Raw genomic sequence first — 14,295 nt, forward strand, 5'->3', positions numbered from 1 at the left:
GAAAATTAACCAATTGCCGTGGATGACTCGACCGGCAGCAATAGGCCTTTGACGATGCAATATGTGAGTACCCGCGGGGATGCGCCCGCGCTTGGATTTTCCGACGCTGTGCTGGCCGGCCTGGCGCGCGACGGCGGGCTTTACGTGCCGCGCGAGTGGCCGCAGTTTTCGGCCGCCGACATCCGCGCCATGCGCGGCCTTGCCTATCCGGACCTGGCCATCCGCGTGCTAACGCCGTTCCTCGGCGGCGAGATCGCGGCGCCCGTCTTCGAGCGGCTGGTGCGCGAGGCCTATGCGACTTTCCGGCATGAGGCCGTCTGCCCGCTGGTGCAGACCGGGAAAAACACCTTCATCCTCGAGCTGTTCCACGGCCCGACGCTGGCCTTCAAGGACGTGGCGATGCAGTTGCTGGCGCGGCTGATGGACCATGTGCTGTCAGAACGGGGCAAACGCGCCACCATCGTCGGCGCGACCTCGGGCGACACCGGGGGTGCCGCGATCGACGCATTCTCCGGCCGCGACCGCACCGACATCTTCATCCTGTTCCCGCACGGCAAGGTCTCGCCGGTGCAGCAGCGCCAGATGACGACGTCGAGCGCGGCAAACGTCCATGCGCTGTCGGTCGAGGGCAATTTCGACGACTGCCAGGGCCTGGTTAAGGACATGTTCAACGACCATGCCTTTCGCGACAGGGTGTCGCTGTCGGGCGTCAATTCGATCAACTGGGCCCGCATCATGGCCCAGATCGTCTATTATTTCTCGTCCGCATTATCGCTTGGCGCGCCCGACAGGCCGGTCTCCTTCACCGTGCCGACCGGCAATTTCGGCGATATTTTCGCCGGCTACGCCGCCAAGCGCATAGGCCTGCCGATCGAGCGGCTGATTATCGCCACCAACGACAACGACATCCTGGCGCGCACGCTGGCGAGCGGCAAATACCGCACCAAGGGCGTGTTCGCCACGACCTCGCCGTCGATGGACATCCAGGTGTCGTCTAATTTCGAGCGGCTGCTGTTCGAGGCCGCGGGCCGCAATGCCGAGACGGTGCGGCGCTACATGAACGGCCTGAAGCAGTCGGGCGCCTTCACCATCGAGGAGGGCGAGCTAAAGCGCATCCGCGCCGAGTTCGACGCCGGCCGCGCTAGCGTCGACGAGGTCGCCGCCACCATTCGCGCGACGCTCGAGGCGAGCAACTACCTGCTCGATCCGCATACGGCCGCCGCCGTTCATGTCGCCGCCGCCCAGGACTCCGGCGCGGTGCCCATGGTGGTGCTCGGCACCGCGCATCCGGCGAAATTCCCGGCGGCGGTCGAGGCCGCGAGCGGCATCACCCCTGCCCTGCCCGCATGGCTAGGCGGCTTGATGACAGCCGACGAAAAATACACGATACTTCCATCCGACTTGAAAATGGTGGAAGATTACGTGAGCCGCCACTCGCGGGCGGCGCGTTAAGGAGTACTTGCCATATGGGTGTTGAGGTAAGCCGTCTGTCGAACGGCCTGACAGTCGCCACCGAAACCCTTCCAAGCATCGAATCGGTTGCCCTTGGTGTCTGGGTGAAGTCAGGCGCCCGCAACGAGCGCGACGAAGAGCATGGCATGGCCCATTTGCTCGAGCACATGGCGTTCAAGGGCACCAAGCGCCGCAGCGCCTTCGAGATCGCCTCGGAAATCGAGAATGTCGGCGGCGAGATCAACGCCGCCACCAGCGTCGAGACGACCTCCTACTACGCCAGGGTGCTTTCCGACGACGTGCCGCTGGCGGTCGATATCCTGGCCGACATCCTGCAGGAATCCGAATTCGATCCCGACGAGCTGGAGCGCGAGCAGCATGTGATCCTGCAGGAGATCGGCGCCGCGCACGACACGCCCGACGACATCGTCTTCGACCGCTTCACTGAAACGGCCTTCCGTCATCAGACCATCGGCCGCTCGATCCTCGGCACGCCGGAGACGGTCAAATCCTTCACTTCCAAACAGCTGCACAGCTTCATCGAGCGCCAATATGACGCCGAGCGAATGGTCGTCGTGGCCGCCGGCGACGTCAAGCACGACAATTTCGTGCGCGAGGTCGAGAAGCGGCTTGGCGGCTTCCGTGCCAAGGCGGCGGGCAATATCCCGCAATATGCGCAATATGTCGGCGGCGACTTCCGCGAGGACCGCGACCTGATGGATGCGCAGATCGTGCTCGGCTTCGAAGGCCGCGCCTATCATGTGCGCGATTTCTACGCCTCGCAGGTGCTGTCGATGATCCTGGGCGGCGGCATGTCGTCGCGGCTGTTCCAGGAGGTGCGCGAGAAGCGCGGCCTCTGCTACTCGGTCTATGCCTTCCACTGGGGTTTTTCCGACACCGGCATCTTCGGCGTGCATGCCGCCACCGGGCAGAGCGACATCGCCAAGCTGGTGCCGGTGATCATCGGCGAATTGCAGAAGGCCGGCGAGAGCATCCAGCAGGACGAGCTCGACCGGGCGCGGGCGCAATATCGCGCCGGCCTGATCATGTCGGCCGAAAGCCCAGCGAGCCGCGCCTCGCAGATTGCCCGGCAATTGCTGTTGTTCGGACGGCCGATCGCCAAGGAGGAATTGATGGAGCGGCTTTCGGCGCTGACCATCGAGCGGCTGACCGACCTCTCCTCGCGGCTGTTCTCGACCAAGCCGACGCTTACCGCGGTCGGTCCCGTGGGCACGCTTGCGCCCTACGAGGCGATCCTCGAATCGCTTGCGGGCCCGCAGACGACGGCCCGCCGGCTCGCCGTCTGATCTTCGACCAAAACCGTGTTCGCGCTCCCTTTCTTTCGCCGCGACCTGCCGGCACTGAAGGGCGACAAGGTCACGTTGCGCGTGCCCTTGACCAACGATTACCGCGAATGGTCGGCGGTGCGCGGCGAAAGCCGCGCCTTCCTCGAACCCTGGGAGCCGCGCTGGCAGCCGGACGAGCTCGACCGCAATGCCTGGCGCCTGCGCATCAGCCGCTACCGCGAGGATTATGCCCAGGGCACGGCGATCGCCTTCTTCATCTTCGAAAAATCGAGCGGCAAGCTCGCCGGCGGCATCACGCTCGGCAACATCCGCCACGGCGTCGCGCAGAGCGGCCATATCGGCTACTGGATCGGCGAACGCTTCGGCGGCCGCGGCATGATGACCGAGGCGGTCAAGCTGGTGTCGCGCTTCGCCTTCGATACGCTGCGGTTGCACCGGATCGAAGCTGCCTGTATTCCCGAAAATGCCCGGTCGATCCGTGTGCTTGAAAAAGCCGGATTCCGGCGCGAAGGACTTCTGCGATCCTATCTCAGGATCAACGGCATCTGGCAGGATCACTACCTCTACGCCCGGATTGCGGACGATCCGCCGGGCGATGGAACGAAGGGCTGATTGTGACGAATTTTCCGCGATTAGCGTCGCTGTTCGCCCTCATCATGACGGTCGTCGTCACGCTTTTTTCGGCCATGCCGGCTTTTGCCGTCGAGCCGATCAAGATCGCGCGCGACGACAAGGCGCTGGATCTGTCGCGGGCCGTGGAAATCTACCGGAACCAGGGTGAGAATTTCCAGGTCTCGACGGCGCCCGGCCCCGACGGCATCGTGCGGCGCATCGAGGTGGAAGCCAATGATGCTCGCTCGAGCGGCGACTGGGCCGTCTTCGCGCTCGCCAACACCACCGACCAGCAGCTCGACCGGCTGATCGTCGCGCCGCATTTCCGGCTGGTGAATTCCGGCATCTTCTGGCCGGATCTCGGCTCCACGCGCATCGCCGCCATCACGCCCAGCGAGGGCTTCGCGCTCGACCGCCAGACAAGCCCGGACGCCGACGTGTTCCGGGTGACGCTGAACCCCGGAACGGTGGTGACCTTCATCGCCGAGCTCGCCTCGCCGAAACTGCCGCAGGTCTATCTCTGGGAGCCGGATTCATACAAGGACTCGGTCAACTCCTACACGCTGTTCCGCGGCATCGTCATCGGCATTTCGGGGCTTCTTGCGCTGTTCCTGACGATCCTGTTCGTGGTCAAGGGAACCTCGATGTTCCCGGCGACCGCGGCGCTCGCCTGGGCGGTGCTGGCCTATATCTGCGTCGATTTCGGCTTTCTCAACAAGATCATCGAGATATCGCCCGGCAACGAGCAGATCTGGCGGGCCGGCACGGAGGTGGCCTTGGCCGGAACCTTCGTGGTGTTCCTGTTCGCCTATCTCAATCTCAACCGATGGCATGGTCATTTCAGCTACGGCGCGCTGGTCTGGATCCTCGGGCTGCTGTTGATCGCGGGGGTGGCCATCGTCGATCCGGCGGTCGCCGCCGGCGTTGCCCGCATCTCGTTCGCCGCCACCGCGCTCACGGGTCTCGGCCTGATCATCTTCCTCGGCATTCGCGGCTATGACCGCGCGATCATGCTGGTACCGAGCTGGGTGATGGTGCTGCTATGGCTATGCGGGTCGTGGATGGCGATCACCGGCATGCTGGACAACGACATCGCCCAGCCGGCGCTGGGCGGCGGGTTGATCCTGATCATCCTCTTGATCGGCTTCACGGTCATGCAGCACGCCTTTGCCGGCGGCGCGCTGCATCAGGGCCTGTTCTCCGACCTCGAGCGGCAGGCGCTCGCCGTCGCCGGCTCGGGCGACATCGTCTGGGATTGGGACGTGCTGCGCGACCGCGTGGTGACCAAGCCCGATATCAGCCTGCAGCTCGGCCTTGCGCCCAACAGCCTCGGGGGTGCTGCCCGCAACTGGCTGCCGGTGCTGCATGCCGACGACCGCGACACGTTCCGCACCACGCTCGACGTGGTGCTGGAGCATAGGCGCGGCAAGGTGGCGCAGAACTTCCGCCTGCGCGGCGCCGACGGCCATTACCACTGGTTCTCGCTGCGCGCCCGCCCGGTGATCGGCTCCGACGGCGAGGTGATCCGCTGCGTCGGCACCATGATCGACGTCACCGAGCAGAAGAAATCCGAGGAAAGGCTGCTGCACGACGCCGTGCATGACAATTTGACCGGCCTGCCGAACCGCGAATTGTTCATGAACCGGCTGGAAGCGATCATCTCGATCGCCCGCACCGAGGAAAAGGTGCGCCCGACGGTCTTCATCATCGATATCGATCGCTTCAAGCAGGTCAATGACGGCCTCGGCATCTCCGCCGGCGACACCATTCTGCTCACTGTCGCGCGCCGGCTGCACCGGCTGCTCAAGCCGAAGGATTCGCTTTCGCGCTTTGCCGGCGACCAGTTCGCGCTGATGCTGCTTTCGGAACAGGATCCGGCCCGCATCGCCGCCATGGCGGACGCCATCAAGCACGCGATCAACAATCCGATCACCTTCGCCAAGCGAGAAATCGTGCTCACCGCATCGATCGGCCTGATCACCTGGACGACGGCGCAGACTTCGGCCGAGGACATGGTCAAGGACGCCGAGCTCGCCATGCACCAGGCCAAGCGTTTCGGCGGCGACAGGATCGAGCCGTTCCGTCCCGCCTTCCGCACCGTCGGCACCGATCGGCTGCAGTTCGAATCCGACCTTCGCCGCGCCATCGAGCGGCGCGAGTTCACGCTTGCCTACCAGCCGATCGTGCGGCTGGAGGATGGCAGCGTCGCCGGCTTCGAGGCGCTGCTGCGCTGGGACCATCCGCGCCGCGGCATGATCCCGCCGGGGGACTTCATTCCGGTAGCCGAGAATTGCGGGCTGATCGTGCAGCTCGGCCTGTTTGCCATGCAGCAGGCGGCCGAGGACCTCGCCACCTGGCAGAAGCAGATCGGCGACGCGCCGCTCTCGGTCTCGGTCAACCTGTCCAGCCGCCAGCTCATCCGCCGCGACCTTGTCAGCGACGTCCGCTCGGTCATCGCGCGCGCCAATCTGAAACCGCGCTGCTTCCGGCTCGAGCTGACCGAATCCCTGGTGATGGACAATCCCGAGCAGACCGCGCATGTGCTGACCAAGCTGAAGCAGCTCGGCATCGGACTGTCGCTCGACGATTTCGGCACCGGCTATTCCTCGCTCTCTTATCTGACGCGCTTCCCCTTCGACACCATCAAGATCGACAAGAGCTTCGTCGACGACGCCACGCCGAAGCGTGCCGTGCTGCTCAAATCCATGGTCAATATGGCGCATGAGCTGGGGCTTTCGGTCGTGGCGGAAGGCATTTCGGATGAAAGCGACGCGCTGGAGCTGCGCCAGATGGGCTGCGAATATGTGCAGAGCTTCATGTTCGGCGCGCCGATGCCCGGCGACCAGGTGCTGAAGACGCTGAGGGAACAATATCCGCTGACCCAGGCTTAGAGGCCGTTTGGAAACTCTGCTCCTGCGGCCATCTGGCGGCGTTTTCTGCGCTTCCGGTGCTCACGTGCGTTAAGCACGCTCCGCTCCGGTTCTCGAAATCACCACCATATGACTCGCATGAGCGAGTTTCGAAACGGCCTCTGCGTCTGCTCGGTACGGTAGGCTAAGCGTGCCCGGCGGCGGCGCTCAGATGGGCGAGGTCGATGCCGATCGAGGCAAGGATACGGTCGTATTTGCGCTCGATATCGGTGTCGAACAGAAGCTCTGGCGTCGCCGGACAGGTGAGCCAGCCATTCTCGGAGATTTCCGTTTCGAGCTGGCCGGCGCCCCAGCCGGAATAGCCGAGCGCCATGAGGGCATGGCGCGGGCCGCGGCCGGTCGAGATGGCGCGCAGGATATCGACCGTTGCCGTCAGGCAGATATCGTCGGAGACGTTGAGCGAGGATTCCACGCGATAGTCGCCGGAATGCAGCACGAAGCCGCGGCTGCGGTCGACCGGCCCGCCATTGCGCACGACGAAATCGCGCGTATGCGCCGGCAGGCGGATCGCTTCCTGCTCGTTCATGATGCCGAGTTGCACAAGCAGGTCCGGAAACAGCATCTGCTGCGTCTGGTTGATGATCAGTCCCATCGCGCCCTCGTCGCTATGGGCGCAGATGTAGATGACGGAACGCGCGAAACGGTCGTCCTTCATGCCAGGCATGGCAATCAGGAACTGATCGTCGAGGAAACCGCGTCCGGCGGCCGACTTCTTGTGGCGCAGCAAGTCCATGGCTTCAGCGTAACGCGTTTCGGCAGCGCCGAAAAGATGGTGCCAGTCCCCGATGTCACGCAAATATGATACCGGGAGAGCGATGAAGTCATTGCGCGGCCAAGAACGGACGGTCAAATCACCGCATGCGATACATGAAATTACTGGTTCTCGGCGTCGTTTTCGGGTGGGCTACAATCCTACCGGCCGAGGCCTCCTCCTCGAACTGGTACAACAGTGAAGGCGGCAAGGTTCGGCTGGTGACCACCGGCAAGCCCGACGAGGCCGGCAAGATCCACGGCGTGCTCGACATAGCGTTGAAGCCCGGCTGGAAGACCTATTGGCGCGATCCAGGCGACGCCGGCGTGCCGCCGCAACTCGACATATCGGGCAGCACCAATGTCGCCGACGCGCAATTGTCGTTCCCGCCGCCGCAGCGGCATGACGACGGCTACGGCAAATGGGCCGGCTACGATCGGCCGGTGTCGCTGCCGGTGACGTTCACGCTGTCTTCGCCCGACCAGCCGGCGACCATCGATGCCAACATCTTCCTCGGCATCTGCGAGACGATCTGCATTCCAGTGCAGACCCGGCTCAGCGTCGATCCCGGGTCCGATCCGGATAACGCGACCGACGCGGCCCTGGTGAAAACCGCGCTTGCGACGCTGCCCTCCCCGGCGCGGTCCGATTTCGGCATCAGCGTGCTGTCCAGCGACCATGAGACCCTTGTCGTCCAGGCGCAGTCGCCCGGCGATCCGCAATCCGTCGATCTCTTCATCGCCGGCGAGCGCGACTACATGTTCGGCGCGCCGGTGCGCAGTCAGAAGGACGGCAAGCTCATCTTCACCGTGCCGATCCTCGACCGGCCGTCGGCGGCGCCGACCGATGGCGGGCTGTATTACACGCTGACCAGCGCCGAGGGTTCGGTGGACGGCCTGCTGCCTTTCCCTTGATCCAGGGTCTTTCCGAGCCGCAATTCCGGACGGAAAACCGCTGCACACTTTTCCTGGAATTGCTCTGAAGAGTTGCCGGAGCCCGCGCAGTTCGATATCGAAGGCATCGATCCTTCCCATCCCCCAAGCGAGGCACAACATGACCATTGCGGTTGGCGAAAAACTGCCCGAAGCGACCTTCAAGACGATGACCGCGGACGGCGCAAAGTCGATCACCGGCGATGAGATCTTCGCCGGCAAGAAAGTCGTGCTGTTCGGCGTTCCCGGCGCCTTCACGCCGACCTGCAGCAACAACCACCTGCCTGGCTATCTGGAGAACCATGATGCCATCCTGGCCCGCGGCGTCGACACGATCGCCGTCGTCTCGGTCAACGACGTGCATGTCATGGGCGCCTGGGCGCGGTTCACCGGCGGCGAAGGCAAGATCCTCTATCTCGCCGACGGCAGCGGCGATTTCGCCAAGTCGGTTGGACTCGACAACGATCTTTCCGCTACCGGCATGGGACTGCGCTCGAGACGCTTCTCGATGATCGTCGACGACGGCAAGGTCGTGGCGCTCAATGTCGAGACCAAGCCAGGCGTCGACGAGAGTGGCGCGGCAAAAATCCTCGAGCAGCTCTAGATCAGGATCAGGTTTTCGTTGACCGCATGATCTTGTCCGAAAACCAGTTCCCACTTTTTGCGTTCGCTGACCTTTTCAGGATCGTGCTCTGATGCTCGATACCGTCTGGCGCGCAGTGGCGATCGGCATCGGCGCCACGGTGTTCATGGATATCTGGGCGATCGTCCTCAACAAGGCGTTCGGCCTGCCATTGCCCAACTGGGGCATGGTCGGACGCTGGGTGCGGCATCTGCCGGAGAGGGTCTTTCACGACGATATCGGCAAGGCCGCGCCCTATGCGCATGAAAAGGCGCTCGGCTGGGCATTCCACTATCTGGTCGGCATCCTCTATGGCGTGATCCTGGTGGTGCTCGCCGGCGCAGGCTGGCTGGCGGCGCCGACATTCCTGCCGGCCTTCATTCTCGGCATCGTCACGGTCGGGGCCGGCTGGTTCCTCCTGGCGCCGGGCATGGGCGCCGGCTGGGCGGCGTCCAAGCTTCCCAATCCGATGAAGGTGCGCGCGCTCAACCTCATAGCGCACACGGTGTTCGCGCTCGGCATGTTCTCGACGGCGCTGCTGATCCGCTAACGATTCCGGCACCGGCAGATGAGCTGAATCAGAACAGACGGTTCAGGTCCCGGCGCCCATCCACGACGCGAACGATCTCGACCAACTCTATTGGATCATCATCCGCATCCGGTACCGTTTCGTAGAGCAAACGGCGGCGCCACCAACATGCGCGTCGCGCCCGAATGTCAGGCCGCCTTACGCCTATGCGTGGCTGGTCAGCCAATTGCAGCGCCCGGTCCTCTATCCAGTCGTAGTAGCGATCGGCGGCCCTCAAGTTTTCACTGCCAATGGCCACATAGATGTCGATTAAATCGGCTCTGGCCGCTGGTGACCAGACTACCTTAACGGCCATTCGGCGCGGCGTCCTTGAGCCTCTGCCGAGCTTCCTTTCTGAGGGCGTCAAAGTCCAATGGCTCCGGTCTCCCGCTCGCCTTGCCCTCGTCCCAGAGCTGTTGCAGACGGCGCAAGTCCTCTTGGCGCAGTTCTCGCTTGGTCAACCAGTCCCGCACCGCTTCGCGCACGATTTCGCTCGTGGTCGCGTATTCGCCGGTTTCCACGGCCTCACGCATGACGGCCGCCTGCTGCGTCGTGACCGCCACGCTGATTTTTTCCACGTTTGCCATCGGCAGCTATCCTTGCTCTATGGTAGTAAATAATACTCCCTTTGCAGCACTGCAATCAAGGCACTGCAGATCCGCTGACGATCAAATGCCGGGATCCGGCGCCCTATCGTCGATCGGGCGCCAGCCGTGCAGGACGCGGCGCGCGCCGATATCATAGGCGAAGTAGTTGCCGCCGCCCGCCGGCTGATCCGCGATACGGCTGATCTGGCGGCCATCGAGCGAAAGCAGCAGAAGTGTCCCCACGCCTCCGTGGCCAACGAAAGCCATATTGCCGGTGAGACCGGCGTCAAGCACGGCGTCGACTTCGTCCGCGATGCGCTGCTGCGCGTCTATCGCCCTTTCCCATCCGCGGATGCTGTCGTGCGGCCTGGCGAAGAACTCGTCGGCAACCGCTTCGAATTCCGGCGGCGGCAGGAAGCCCGTCGCCGACCGGTCGTTCTCGTGGATCCGCTCCCGCACCTCGACCTCAAGATGAAGGTGCTTCGCCAGGATTTCCGCAGTTTCGACCGCCTTGCGTTCAGCGGACGACACGATGCGCCCTATCGAGCCAACCCAGGGCTGATCGAGCATCGCAACAGCCCTTGCCCGGCCGATGTCAGACAGCCCCCATTCCGGCACCGGAATGTTGGCGTCGATCCGAACCTGCGGATGGGTAATGTAATAGGCGATCGGCAAGGCAAACTTTCTCCGATCAGATGCGGGCTGGATGGCCGATCAGTAACTTTGGGTCGAGCGTCGCGCCTTTGCTAGCGCCGGCCGCTTCGGCTGCGCTGCAGGCTGCGCCGCCAACACGGGCTTCACCGGCCCCTTCTTGAACGGCGCCATGCCTTGTCTGGCCAGTTCGTCGGCGCGCTCGTTCTCCGGGTGGCCGGCATGGCCTTTCACCCAGTGCCAGGTGACCTTGTGGCGCCGATTGGCCTCGTCGAGCGCCTGCCACAGCTCGCCATTCTTGACCGGCTTCCTGTCGCCGGTCTTCCAGCCGTTCTTCTTCCAGCCGTGGATCCACTTGGAGATGCCGTCCATGACGTATTTGCTGTCGGTGTAGAGGTCGACCGCGCAAGGCTCCTTCAGCGCGTTTAGCGCGGTGATGGCGGCCAGCAACTCCATGCGGTTGTTGGTGGTCTCGGCCTCGCCGCCGGACAGCTCCTTGGTGACGCCGTTGTAGCGCAGCACTGCGCCCCAGCCGCCCGGCCCGGGATTGCCCGAGCAGGCGCCGTCGGTGAAGATCTCGATCTGCTTGTTCATGTCAGCCCGTATTCGGATGGCGACTTGATGGCGCGGTGGAAGCGCATGCGGCGGATATATTCGGTCGGATCGCGCTTCATCACCAGCCCGCCATCCGGAATGGTCAGCCAGTCATAGAGGCGGGTCAGCATGAAGCGCAGCGCCGAGCCGCGCGCCAGCATCGGCAGCGCCGCCTTCTCGTCATCCTGAAGCGGCCGCACCGACTGGTAGCCGGCCAGCAGCGCCGTCCCCTTGGTCAGGTTGAAGGAAAAATCCTTCTCGAAGCACCAGGCGTTGAGGCAGGTGGCGACATCATAGGCGTAGAGGTCGTCGCAGGCGAAATAGAAGTCGATCAGCCCCGACAGTTTCTCACCGAGGAAGAAGACGTTGTCCGGGAACAGATCGGCGTGGATGATACCCTTCGGCAGGCCGGTGGGCCAGTTGCGCTCGAAATCGGCGAAATCGGCGTCGACCTCAGCCGCCAAGCCGGGCTCGACCTCGTCGGCGCGCTCGTGCGAGGCCGCCCAGAGCTTGCGCCAGCCGTCGATCGCCAGCGCATTCGGCCTTCGCATCTGAAAATCCCGGCCGGCAAGATGCAGGCCGGCGAGCGCCTTGCCGACCTCGCCACAATGCGCGGCGGTCGGGCGCCTGAGCGACAGGCCTTCGAGGAAGGTGATGATGACGGCCGGCCGGCCGGCGAGCATGCCGATGACGGTGCCGTCATGCGCGGTGACCGGCAGCGGGCAGGAAATGCCCTTCCTGGCGAGATGGCCCATCAGGCCGAGAAAGAACGGCAGGTCGGCCTTGTCGACCCGCTTCTCGTAGAGCGTCAGGATGTAGGAGCCGGTCGAGGCGTGGACCAGGAAATTGGAATTCTCGGTGCCCTCGGCGATGCCCTTGTAGGAGAGCAGCTCACCAACCGGATAGGCTTTGAGGAACGCGGTCAGCTCGCCTTCGTTGACGTCGGTGTAGACGGCCATCCGGTTTCACGCCGCTCCATTGACGAAGGCCATGTCGGCCGCCGTCAGTTCGACATCGCGCAACACCCGCATCACCGGAAAATCCTCCGTTTCCGTGGCCGTGACGGCCAGATCGATGGTGACATCGAAGCGTTGCCGGAACGCGTCGATGATCTCGTCGACGATGATTTCCGGCGCCGATGCGCCGGCCGACAGGCCGAGCGTCCTGATCCCGGCAATCTCATCCCACGGAATTTCGGCGGCGCGCTGCACGAGAAGCGACATCGTGGCGCCGGCGCGCTCCGCCACTTCGACAAGACGACGCGAATTGGACGAATTGGGAGCGCCGACGATAAGGAAAAGATCGGCGCCGGCCGCCGTCTCCTTCACCGCTTCCTGGCGGTTGGTGGTGGCGTAGCAGATCGATTCGGCCGCGGCCGCATGCAGTTCGGGAAACCGCTCCTGCAGCGCCCGGATGATGCCGGCGGTGTCCTCGACCGACAAGGTCGTCTGGGTGACGAAGCCCAGTGCCGATGCGTCGAAGGGCACGAAGCGCGCTGCATCGGCCTCGGTCTCGATCAGCGTCACCGCGCCTTCCGGCAATTGGCCCATCGTGCCGATCACCTCCGGGTGGCCGGCGTGGCCGATCAGGAGCACATGGCGACCGAGCCGCTGGTGGCGCATCGCCTGCTTGTGCACCTTGGAGACGAGCGGGCACGTGGCGTCGAGGTAGAAGAGATTGCGCGCCTGGGCGTCCGCCGGCACCGATTTCGGCACGCCATGCGCGGAAAAGACCACGGGCGACTGGCGATGCTCCGGCGGAATCTCGGACAGTTCCTCGATGAAGACGGCGCCGAGGCTCTGCAGCCCTTCGACGACGTAGCGGTTGTGCACGATCTCGTGGCGGACATAGACCGGCGCGCCGTATTTCTTCAGCGCCAGCACGACGATCTGGATGGCGCGGTCGACACCGGCGCAGAAGCCGCGTGGCTGGCAGAGCCTGATCGTCAGCGGTGGCTTTTTCTGGGTCATGAATGCAAGGCCGATTCAGTCGGAACCAAGAACATGATGCCGAAAAGTGTGAAGCGGTTTTCGGACGACATCATGCTCTATCTGTTTGATTAGGCGAAATGAGGTGCGCACCCCTGCCCTGTCAAGAGCGACGGCGCTCACTGCTCCTGCGCCGGGCGGCGCAACCTCAGGATCAGCACGGCTGCAAGGGCGGCGGCCAGCCCGTACCAGGTGACGGCATATTGCAGGTGGTTGTTCGGCAGATCGATGATGGTGACGCCGCCGACCGGCAGGCCGCCGGGATTCGGCGTCTTGTCGGCATCGACGAAGAACGGCACCAGCACGAAACCGGCAGGCAGGCCAGCGGTCGCCGCCATGACGTCGCGGTCCTTCCAGTAGAAGATGTTCTTGGCGACGTCATTGTCGGGAAGCATCATCGACGGCTTCGCGGGCAGCGGATTGCGGGCGAGCCCGGTCACCGTCACCTTGCCGGCGACCTCGCCCTGCCGGCGCTTGGAAGGATCCTTGAGGTCGTAGGGAACGAAGCCGCGGTTGACGAGCACGAAGCGGCCGTCCTCGAGCTGCAGGGGCGTGTAGACGTTGAAGCCGCTGTCGCCTTGCCAGGTGGAAAAGAAGTGCCGCTCGCCCTGGTGCAGGAAAGTGCCTGTCACCGTCACGGGCGTGTAGTCGACATCGTGGGAAGCGGCGAATTCCTTCTCGACGTCCGCCAGAGCCAGCGGTGCGGAATGGGTGCGCTTGTCAATGGTTGCGAGCAGGCCTTCCTTCCAGTGCAGGCGCTGGACCTGCCAGGTGCCGAGCCCGATCAGGACAGCGAACAGGACAAGGCCGAGGCCAAGCAGCAACGCCGTGCGCGGCCGCGAAGGGCCGGCAACCAAACCGGTCGTCCCGCTCATTCGTTGGAATCCAGCCTGCCCTCGGAGGCCTTCTTCGAATACTGCAAGGTGATCAGCACACCCTTGATCAGGCGCAGCGCCGTCAGGCACAGCACCAAGGCGAGCGGTATCCACAACATGAAGTGCAGCCAGAGCGGCGGACTGAACGTCACCTCCATCCACAATGCGAGGCCGACGACGACGAAGCCGATGATCAGGATGACAAACACTGCCGGCCCATCGCCCGCATCGGCGAAGGAATAGTCGAGCCCGCAATTATAGCAGCGCTTGCCGACGGTGAGGAACCCCGAGAACAGCTTGCCTTCGCCGCAGCGCGGACAGCGGCCATGCAGGCCGGCCGAGATCGGATCGATGGGGGGCCAGATCGCCTTGTCTTCGCTCATGTTCTCACCCTAGACCTTTTCGCCCCAAAGAATAAGGCGGCCA

Annotated in this window: 16 protein-coding genes; 7 read left to right on the forward strand and 9 right to left on the reverse strand. The window is 64.0% G+C overall.

The genetic code is table 11. The features are described from left to right. Positions 1 to 54 precede the first annotated feature (54 nt). From thrC to FJ425_RS11830, 4 genes are read left to right on the forward strand one after another with little or no spacing between them, the layout of a single operon-like run. Positions 55 to 1,452 carry a threonine synthase gene (thrC, locus tag FJ425_RS11815; RefSeq protein WP_140723578.1) on the forward strand — a complete coding sequence of 466 codons (1,398 nt, stop codon included), beginning with the start codon at positions 55 to 57 and terminating at the stop codon, positions 1,450 to 1,452. A 14-nt stretch (positions 1,453 to 1,466) separates the two neighbouring features. Continuing rightward, the gene (locus tag FJ425_RS11820) at positions 1,467 to 2,759 is read left to right on the forward strand and encodes a pitrilysin family protein (protein WP_140541543.1); all 1,293 of its coding nucleotides are present in this window, start codon (positions 1,467 to 1,469) and stop codon (positions 2,757 to 2,759) included. A 15-nt stretch (positions 2,760 to 2,774) separates the two neighbouring features. Continuing rightward, positions 2,775 to 3,371, forward strand: coding sequence for a GNAT family protein (locus FJ425_RS11825; RefSeq protein WP_140541542.1), 597 nt, complete (start codon positions 2,775 to 2,777; stop codon positions 3,369 to 3,371). Between the two features lie 2 nt (positions 3,372 to 3,373). Next, a complete protein-coding gene (locus FJ425_RS11830; RefSeq protein ID WP_176476983.1) occupies positions 3,374 to 6,262 on the forward strand; it encodes an EAL domain-containing protein in 2,889 nt (962 codons plus the stop codon). Positions 6,263 to 6,425: 163 nt separating this feature from the next. Here FJ425_RS11830 and FJ425_RS11835 read toward each other — a convergent pair whose 3' ends face one another. After that, entirely contained in the window at positions 6,426 to 7,034 is a 609-nt protein-coding gene (locus FJ425_RS11835; protein WP_095767156.1) for a YqgE/AlgH family protein, read from the reverse strand. Positions 7,035 to 7,159: 125 nt separating this feature from the next. Between FJ425_RS11835 and FJ425_RS11840 the strand changes: the two genes are divergently transcribed. The 3 genes from FJ425_RS11840 to FJ425_RS11850 all read left to right on the forward strand — a co-directional run bounded on the left by FJ425_RS11840 (position 7,160) and on the right by FJ425_RS11850 (position 9,156). Continuing rightward, positions 7,160 to 7,966, forward strand: a complete 807-nt coding sequence (locus FJ425_RS11840) for a protein-disulfide reductase DsbD domain-containing protein (RefSeq protein ID WP_140723581.1) — start codon at positions 7,160 to 7,162, stop codon at positions 7,964 to 7,966. A gap of 139 nt (positions 7,967 to 8,105) precedes the next feature. Next, positions 8,106 to 8,588 carry a peroxiredoxin gene (locus FJ425_RS11845; RefSeq protein WP_140723583.1) on the forward strand — a complete coding sequence of 161 codons (483 nt, stop codon included), beginning with the start codon at positions 8,106 to 8,108 and terminating at the stop codon, positions 8,586 to 8,588. A 91-nt stretch (positions 8,589 to 8,679) separates the two neighbouring features. Next, positions 8,680 to 9,156, forward strand: a complete 477-nt coding sequence (locus tag FJ425_RS11850; RefSeq protein ID WP_140723586.1) for a DUF2938 domain-containing protein — start codon at positions 8,680 to 8,682, stop codon at positions 9,154 to 9,156. 28 nt (positions 9,157 to 9,184) lie between these two features. Here the strand turns inward: FJ425_RS11850 and FJ425_RS11855 are convergent, their stop codons facing one another. The 8 genes from FJ425_RS11855 to FJ425_RS11890 form a co-directional block, all read right to left on the reverse strand. Then, positions 9,185 to 9,490, reverse strand: a complete 306-nt coding sequence (locus tag FJ425_RS11855; RefSeq protein WP_140723589.1) for a type II toxin-antitoxin system RelE/ParE family toxin — start codon at positions 9,488 to 9,490, stop codon at positions 9,185 to 9,187. After that, positions 9,480 to 9,761: a type II toxin-antitoxin system ParD family antitoxin gene (locus tag FJ425_RS11860; RefSeq protein WP_140723592.1), complete on the reverse strand. Its 282-nt coding sequence runs from the start codon at positions 9,759 to 9,761 to the stop codon at positions 9,480 to 9,482. Before FJ425_RS11860 ends, FJ425_RS11855 begins: the two co-directional genes overlap by 11 nt. Positions 9,762 to 9,842: 81 nt before the next feature. Beyond that, positions 9,843 to 10,436 carry a histidine phosphatase family protein gene (locus tag FJ425_RS11865; RefSeq protein WP_140723595.1) on the reverse strand — a complete coding sequence of 198 codons (594 nt, stop codon included), beginning with the start codon at positions 10,434 to 10,436 and terminating at the stop codon, positions 9,843 to 9,845. A gap of 39 nt (positions 10,437 to 10,475) precedes the next feature. Next, a complete protein-coding gene (rnhA, locus tag FJ425_RS11870; RefSeq protein ID WP_140541537.1) occupies positions 10,476 to 11,006 on the reverse strand; it encodes a ribonuclease HI in 531 nt (176 codons plus the stop codon). Beyond that, the gene (locus tag FJ425_RS11875; RefSeq protein WP_140723598.1) at positions 11,003 to 11,965 is read right to left on the reverse strand and encodes a homoserine kinase; all 963 of its coding nucleotides are present in this window, start codon (positions 11,963 to 11,965) and stop codon (positions 11,003 to 11,005) included. Before FJ425_RS11875 ends, rnhA begins: the two co-directional genes overlap by 4 nt. A 6-nt stretch (positions 11,966 to 11,971) precedes the next feature. After that, complete coding sequence (gene ispH / locus FJ425_RS11880; RefSeq protein ID WP_140723601.1) at positions 11,972 to 12,976, reverse strand: 4-hydroxy-3-methylbut-2-enyl diphosphate reductase; 1,005 nt, start codon at positions 12,974 to 12,976, stop codon at positions 11,972 to 11,974. 137 nt (positions 12,977 to 13,113) lie between these two features. Further along, positions 13,114 to 13,869: an SURF1 family protein gene (locus FJ425_RS11885; protein WP_181175884.1), complete on the reverse strand. Its 756-nt coding sequence runs from the start codon at positions 13,867 to 13,869 to the stop codon at positions 13,114 to 13,116. Next, positions 13,866 to 14,252: a DUF983 domain-containing protein gene (locus tag FJ425_RS11890; protein WP_140541534.1), complete on the reverse strand. Its 387-nt coding sequence runs from the start codon at positions 14,250 to 14,252 to the stop codon at positions 13,866 to 13,868. Before FJ425_RS11890 ends, FJ425_RS11885 begins: the two co-directional genes overlap by 4 nt. Between the last annotated feature and the right edge of the window lie 43 nt (positions 14,253 to 14,295).

The organism is Mesorhizobium sp. B2-7-2, from assembly GCF_006440775.1.
GTDB lineage: Bacteria > Pseudomonadota > Alphaproteobacteria > Rhizobiales > Rhizobiaceae > Mesorhizobium.

What these genes read in the sequence shown, in the direction of transcription:
- FJ425_RS11860 (WP_140723592.1), bottom strand. Translation starts at nt 9,761, where the DNA reads ATGGCAAACGTGGAAAAAATCAGCGTGGCGGTCACGACGCAGCAGGCG.
- ispH (WP_140723601.1), bottom strand. Translation starts at nt 12,976, where the DNA reads ATGACCCAGAAAAAGCCACCGCTGACGATCAGGCTCTGCCAGCCACGC.
- thrC (WP_140723578.1), top strand. Translation starts at nt 55, where the DNA reads ATGCAATATGTGAGTACCCGCGGGGATGCGCCCGCGCTTGGATTTTCC.
- rnhA (WP_140541537.1), bottom strand. Translation starts at nt 11,006, where the DNA reads ATGAACAAGCAGATCGAGATCTTCACCGACGGCGCCTGCTCGGGCAAT.
- FJ425_RS11885 (WP_181175884.1), bottom strand. Translation starts at nt 13,869, where the DNA reads ATGAGCGGGACGACCGGTTTGGTTGCCGGCCCTTCGCGGCCGCGCACG.
- FJ425_RS11835 (WP_095767156.1), bottom strand. Translation starts at nt 7,034, where the DNA reads ATGGACTTGCTGCGCCACAAGAAGTCGGCCGCCGGACGCGGTTTCCTC.
- FJ425_RS11845 (WP_140723583.1), top strand. Translation starts at nt 8,106, where the DNA reads ATGACCATTGCGGTTGGCGAAAAACTGCCCGAAGCGACCTTCAAGACG.
- FJ425_RS11850 (WP_140723586.1), top strand. Translation starts at nt 8,680, where the DNA reads ATGCTCGATACCGTCTGGCGCGCAGTGGCGATCGGCATCGGCGCCACG.
- FJ425_RS11890 (WP_140541534.1), bottom strand. Translation starts at nt 14,252, where the DNA reads ATGAGCGAAGACAAGGCGATCTGGCCCCCCATCGATCCGATCTCGGCC.
- FJ425_RS11875 (WP_140723598.1), bottom strand. Translation starts at nt 11,965, where the DNA reads ATGGCCGTCTACACCGACGTCAACGAAGGCGAGCTGACCGCGTTCCTC.
- FJ425_RS11840 (WP_140723581.1), top strand. Translation starts at nt 7,160, where the DNA reads ATGCGATACATGAAATTACTGGTTCTCGGCGTCGTTTTCGGGTGGGCT.
- FJ425_RS11820 (WP_140541543.1), top strand. Translation starts at nt 1,467, where the DNA reads ATGGGTGTTGAGGTAAGCCGTCTGTCGAACGGCCTGACAGTCGCCACC.
- FJ425_RS11855 (WP_140723589.1), bottom strand. Translation starts at nt 9,490, where the DNA reads ATGGCCGTTAAGGTAGTCTGGTCACCAGCGGCCAGAGCCGATTTAATC.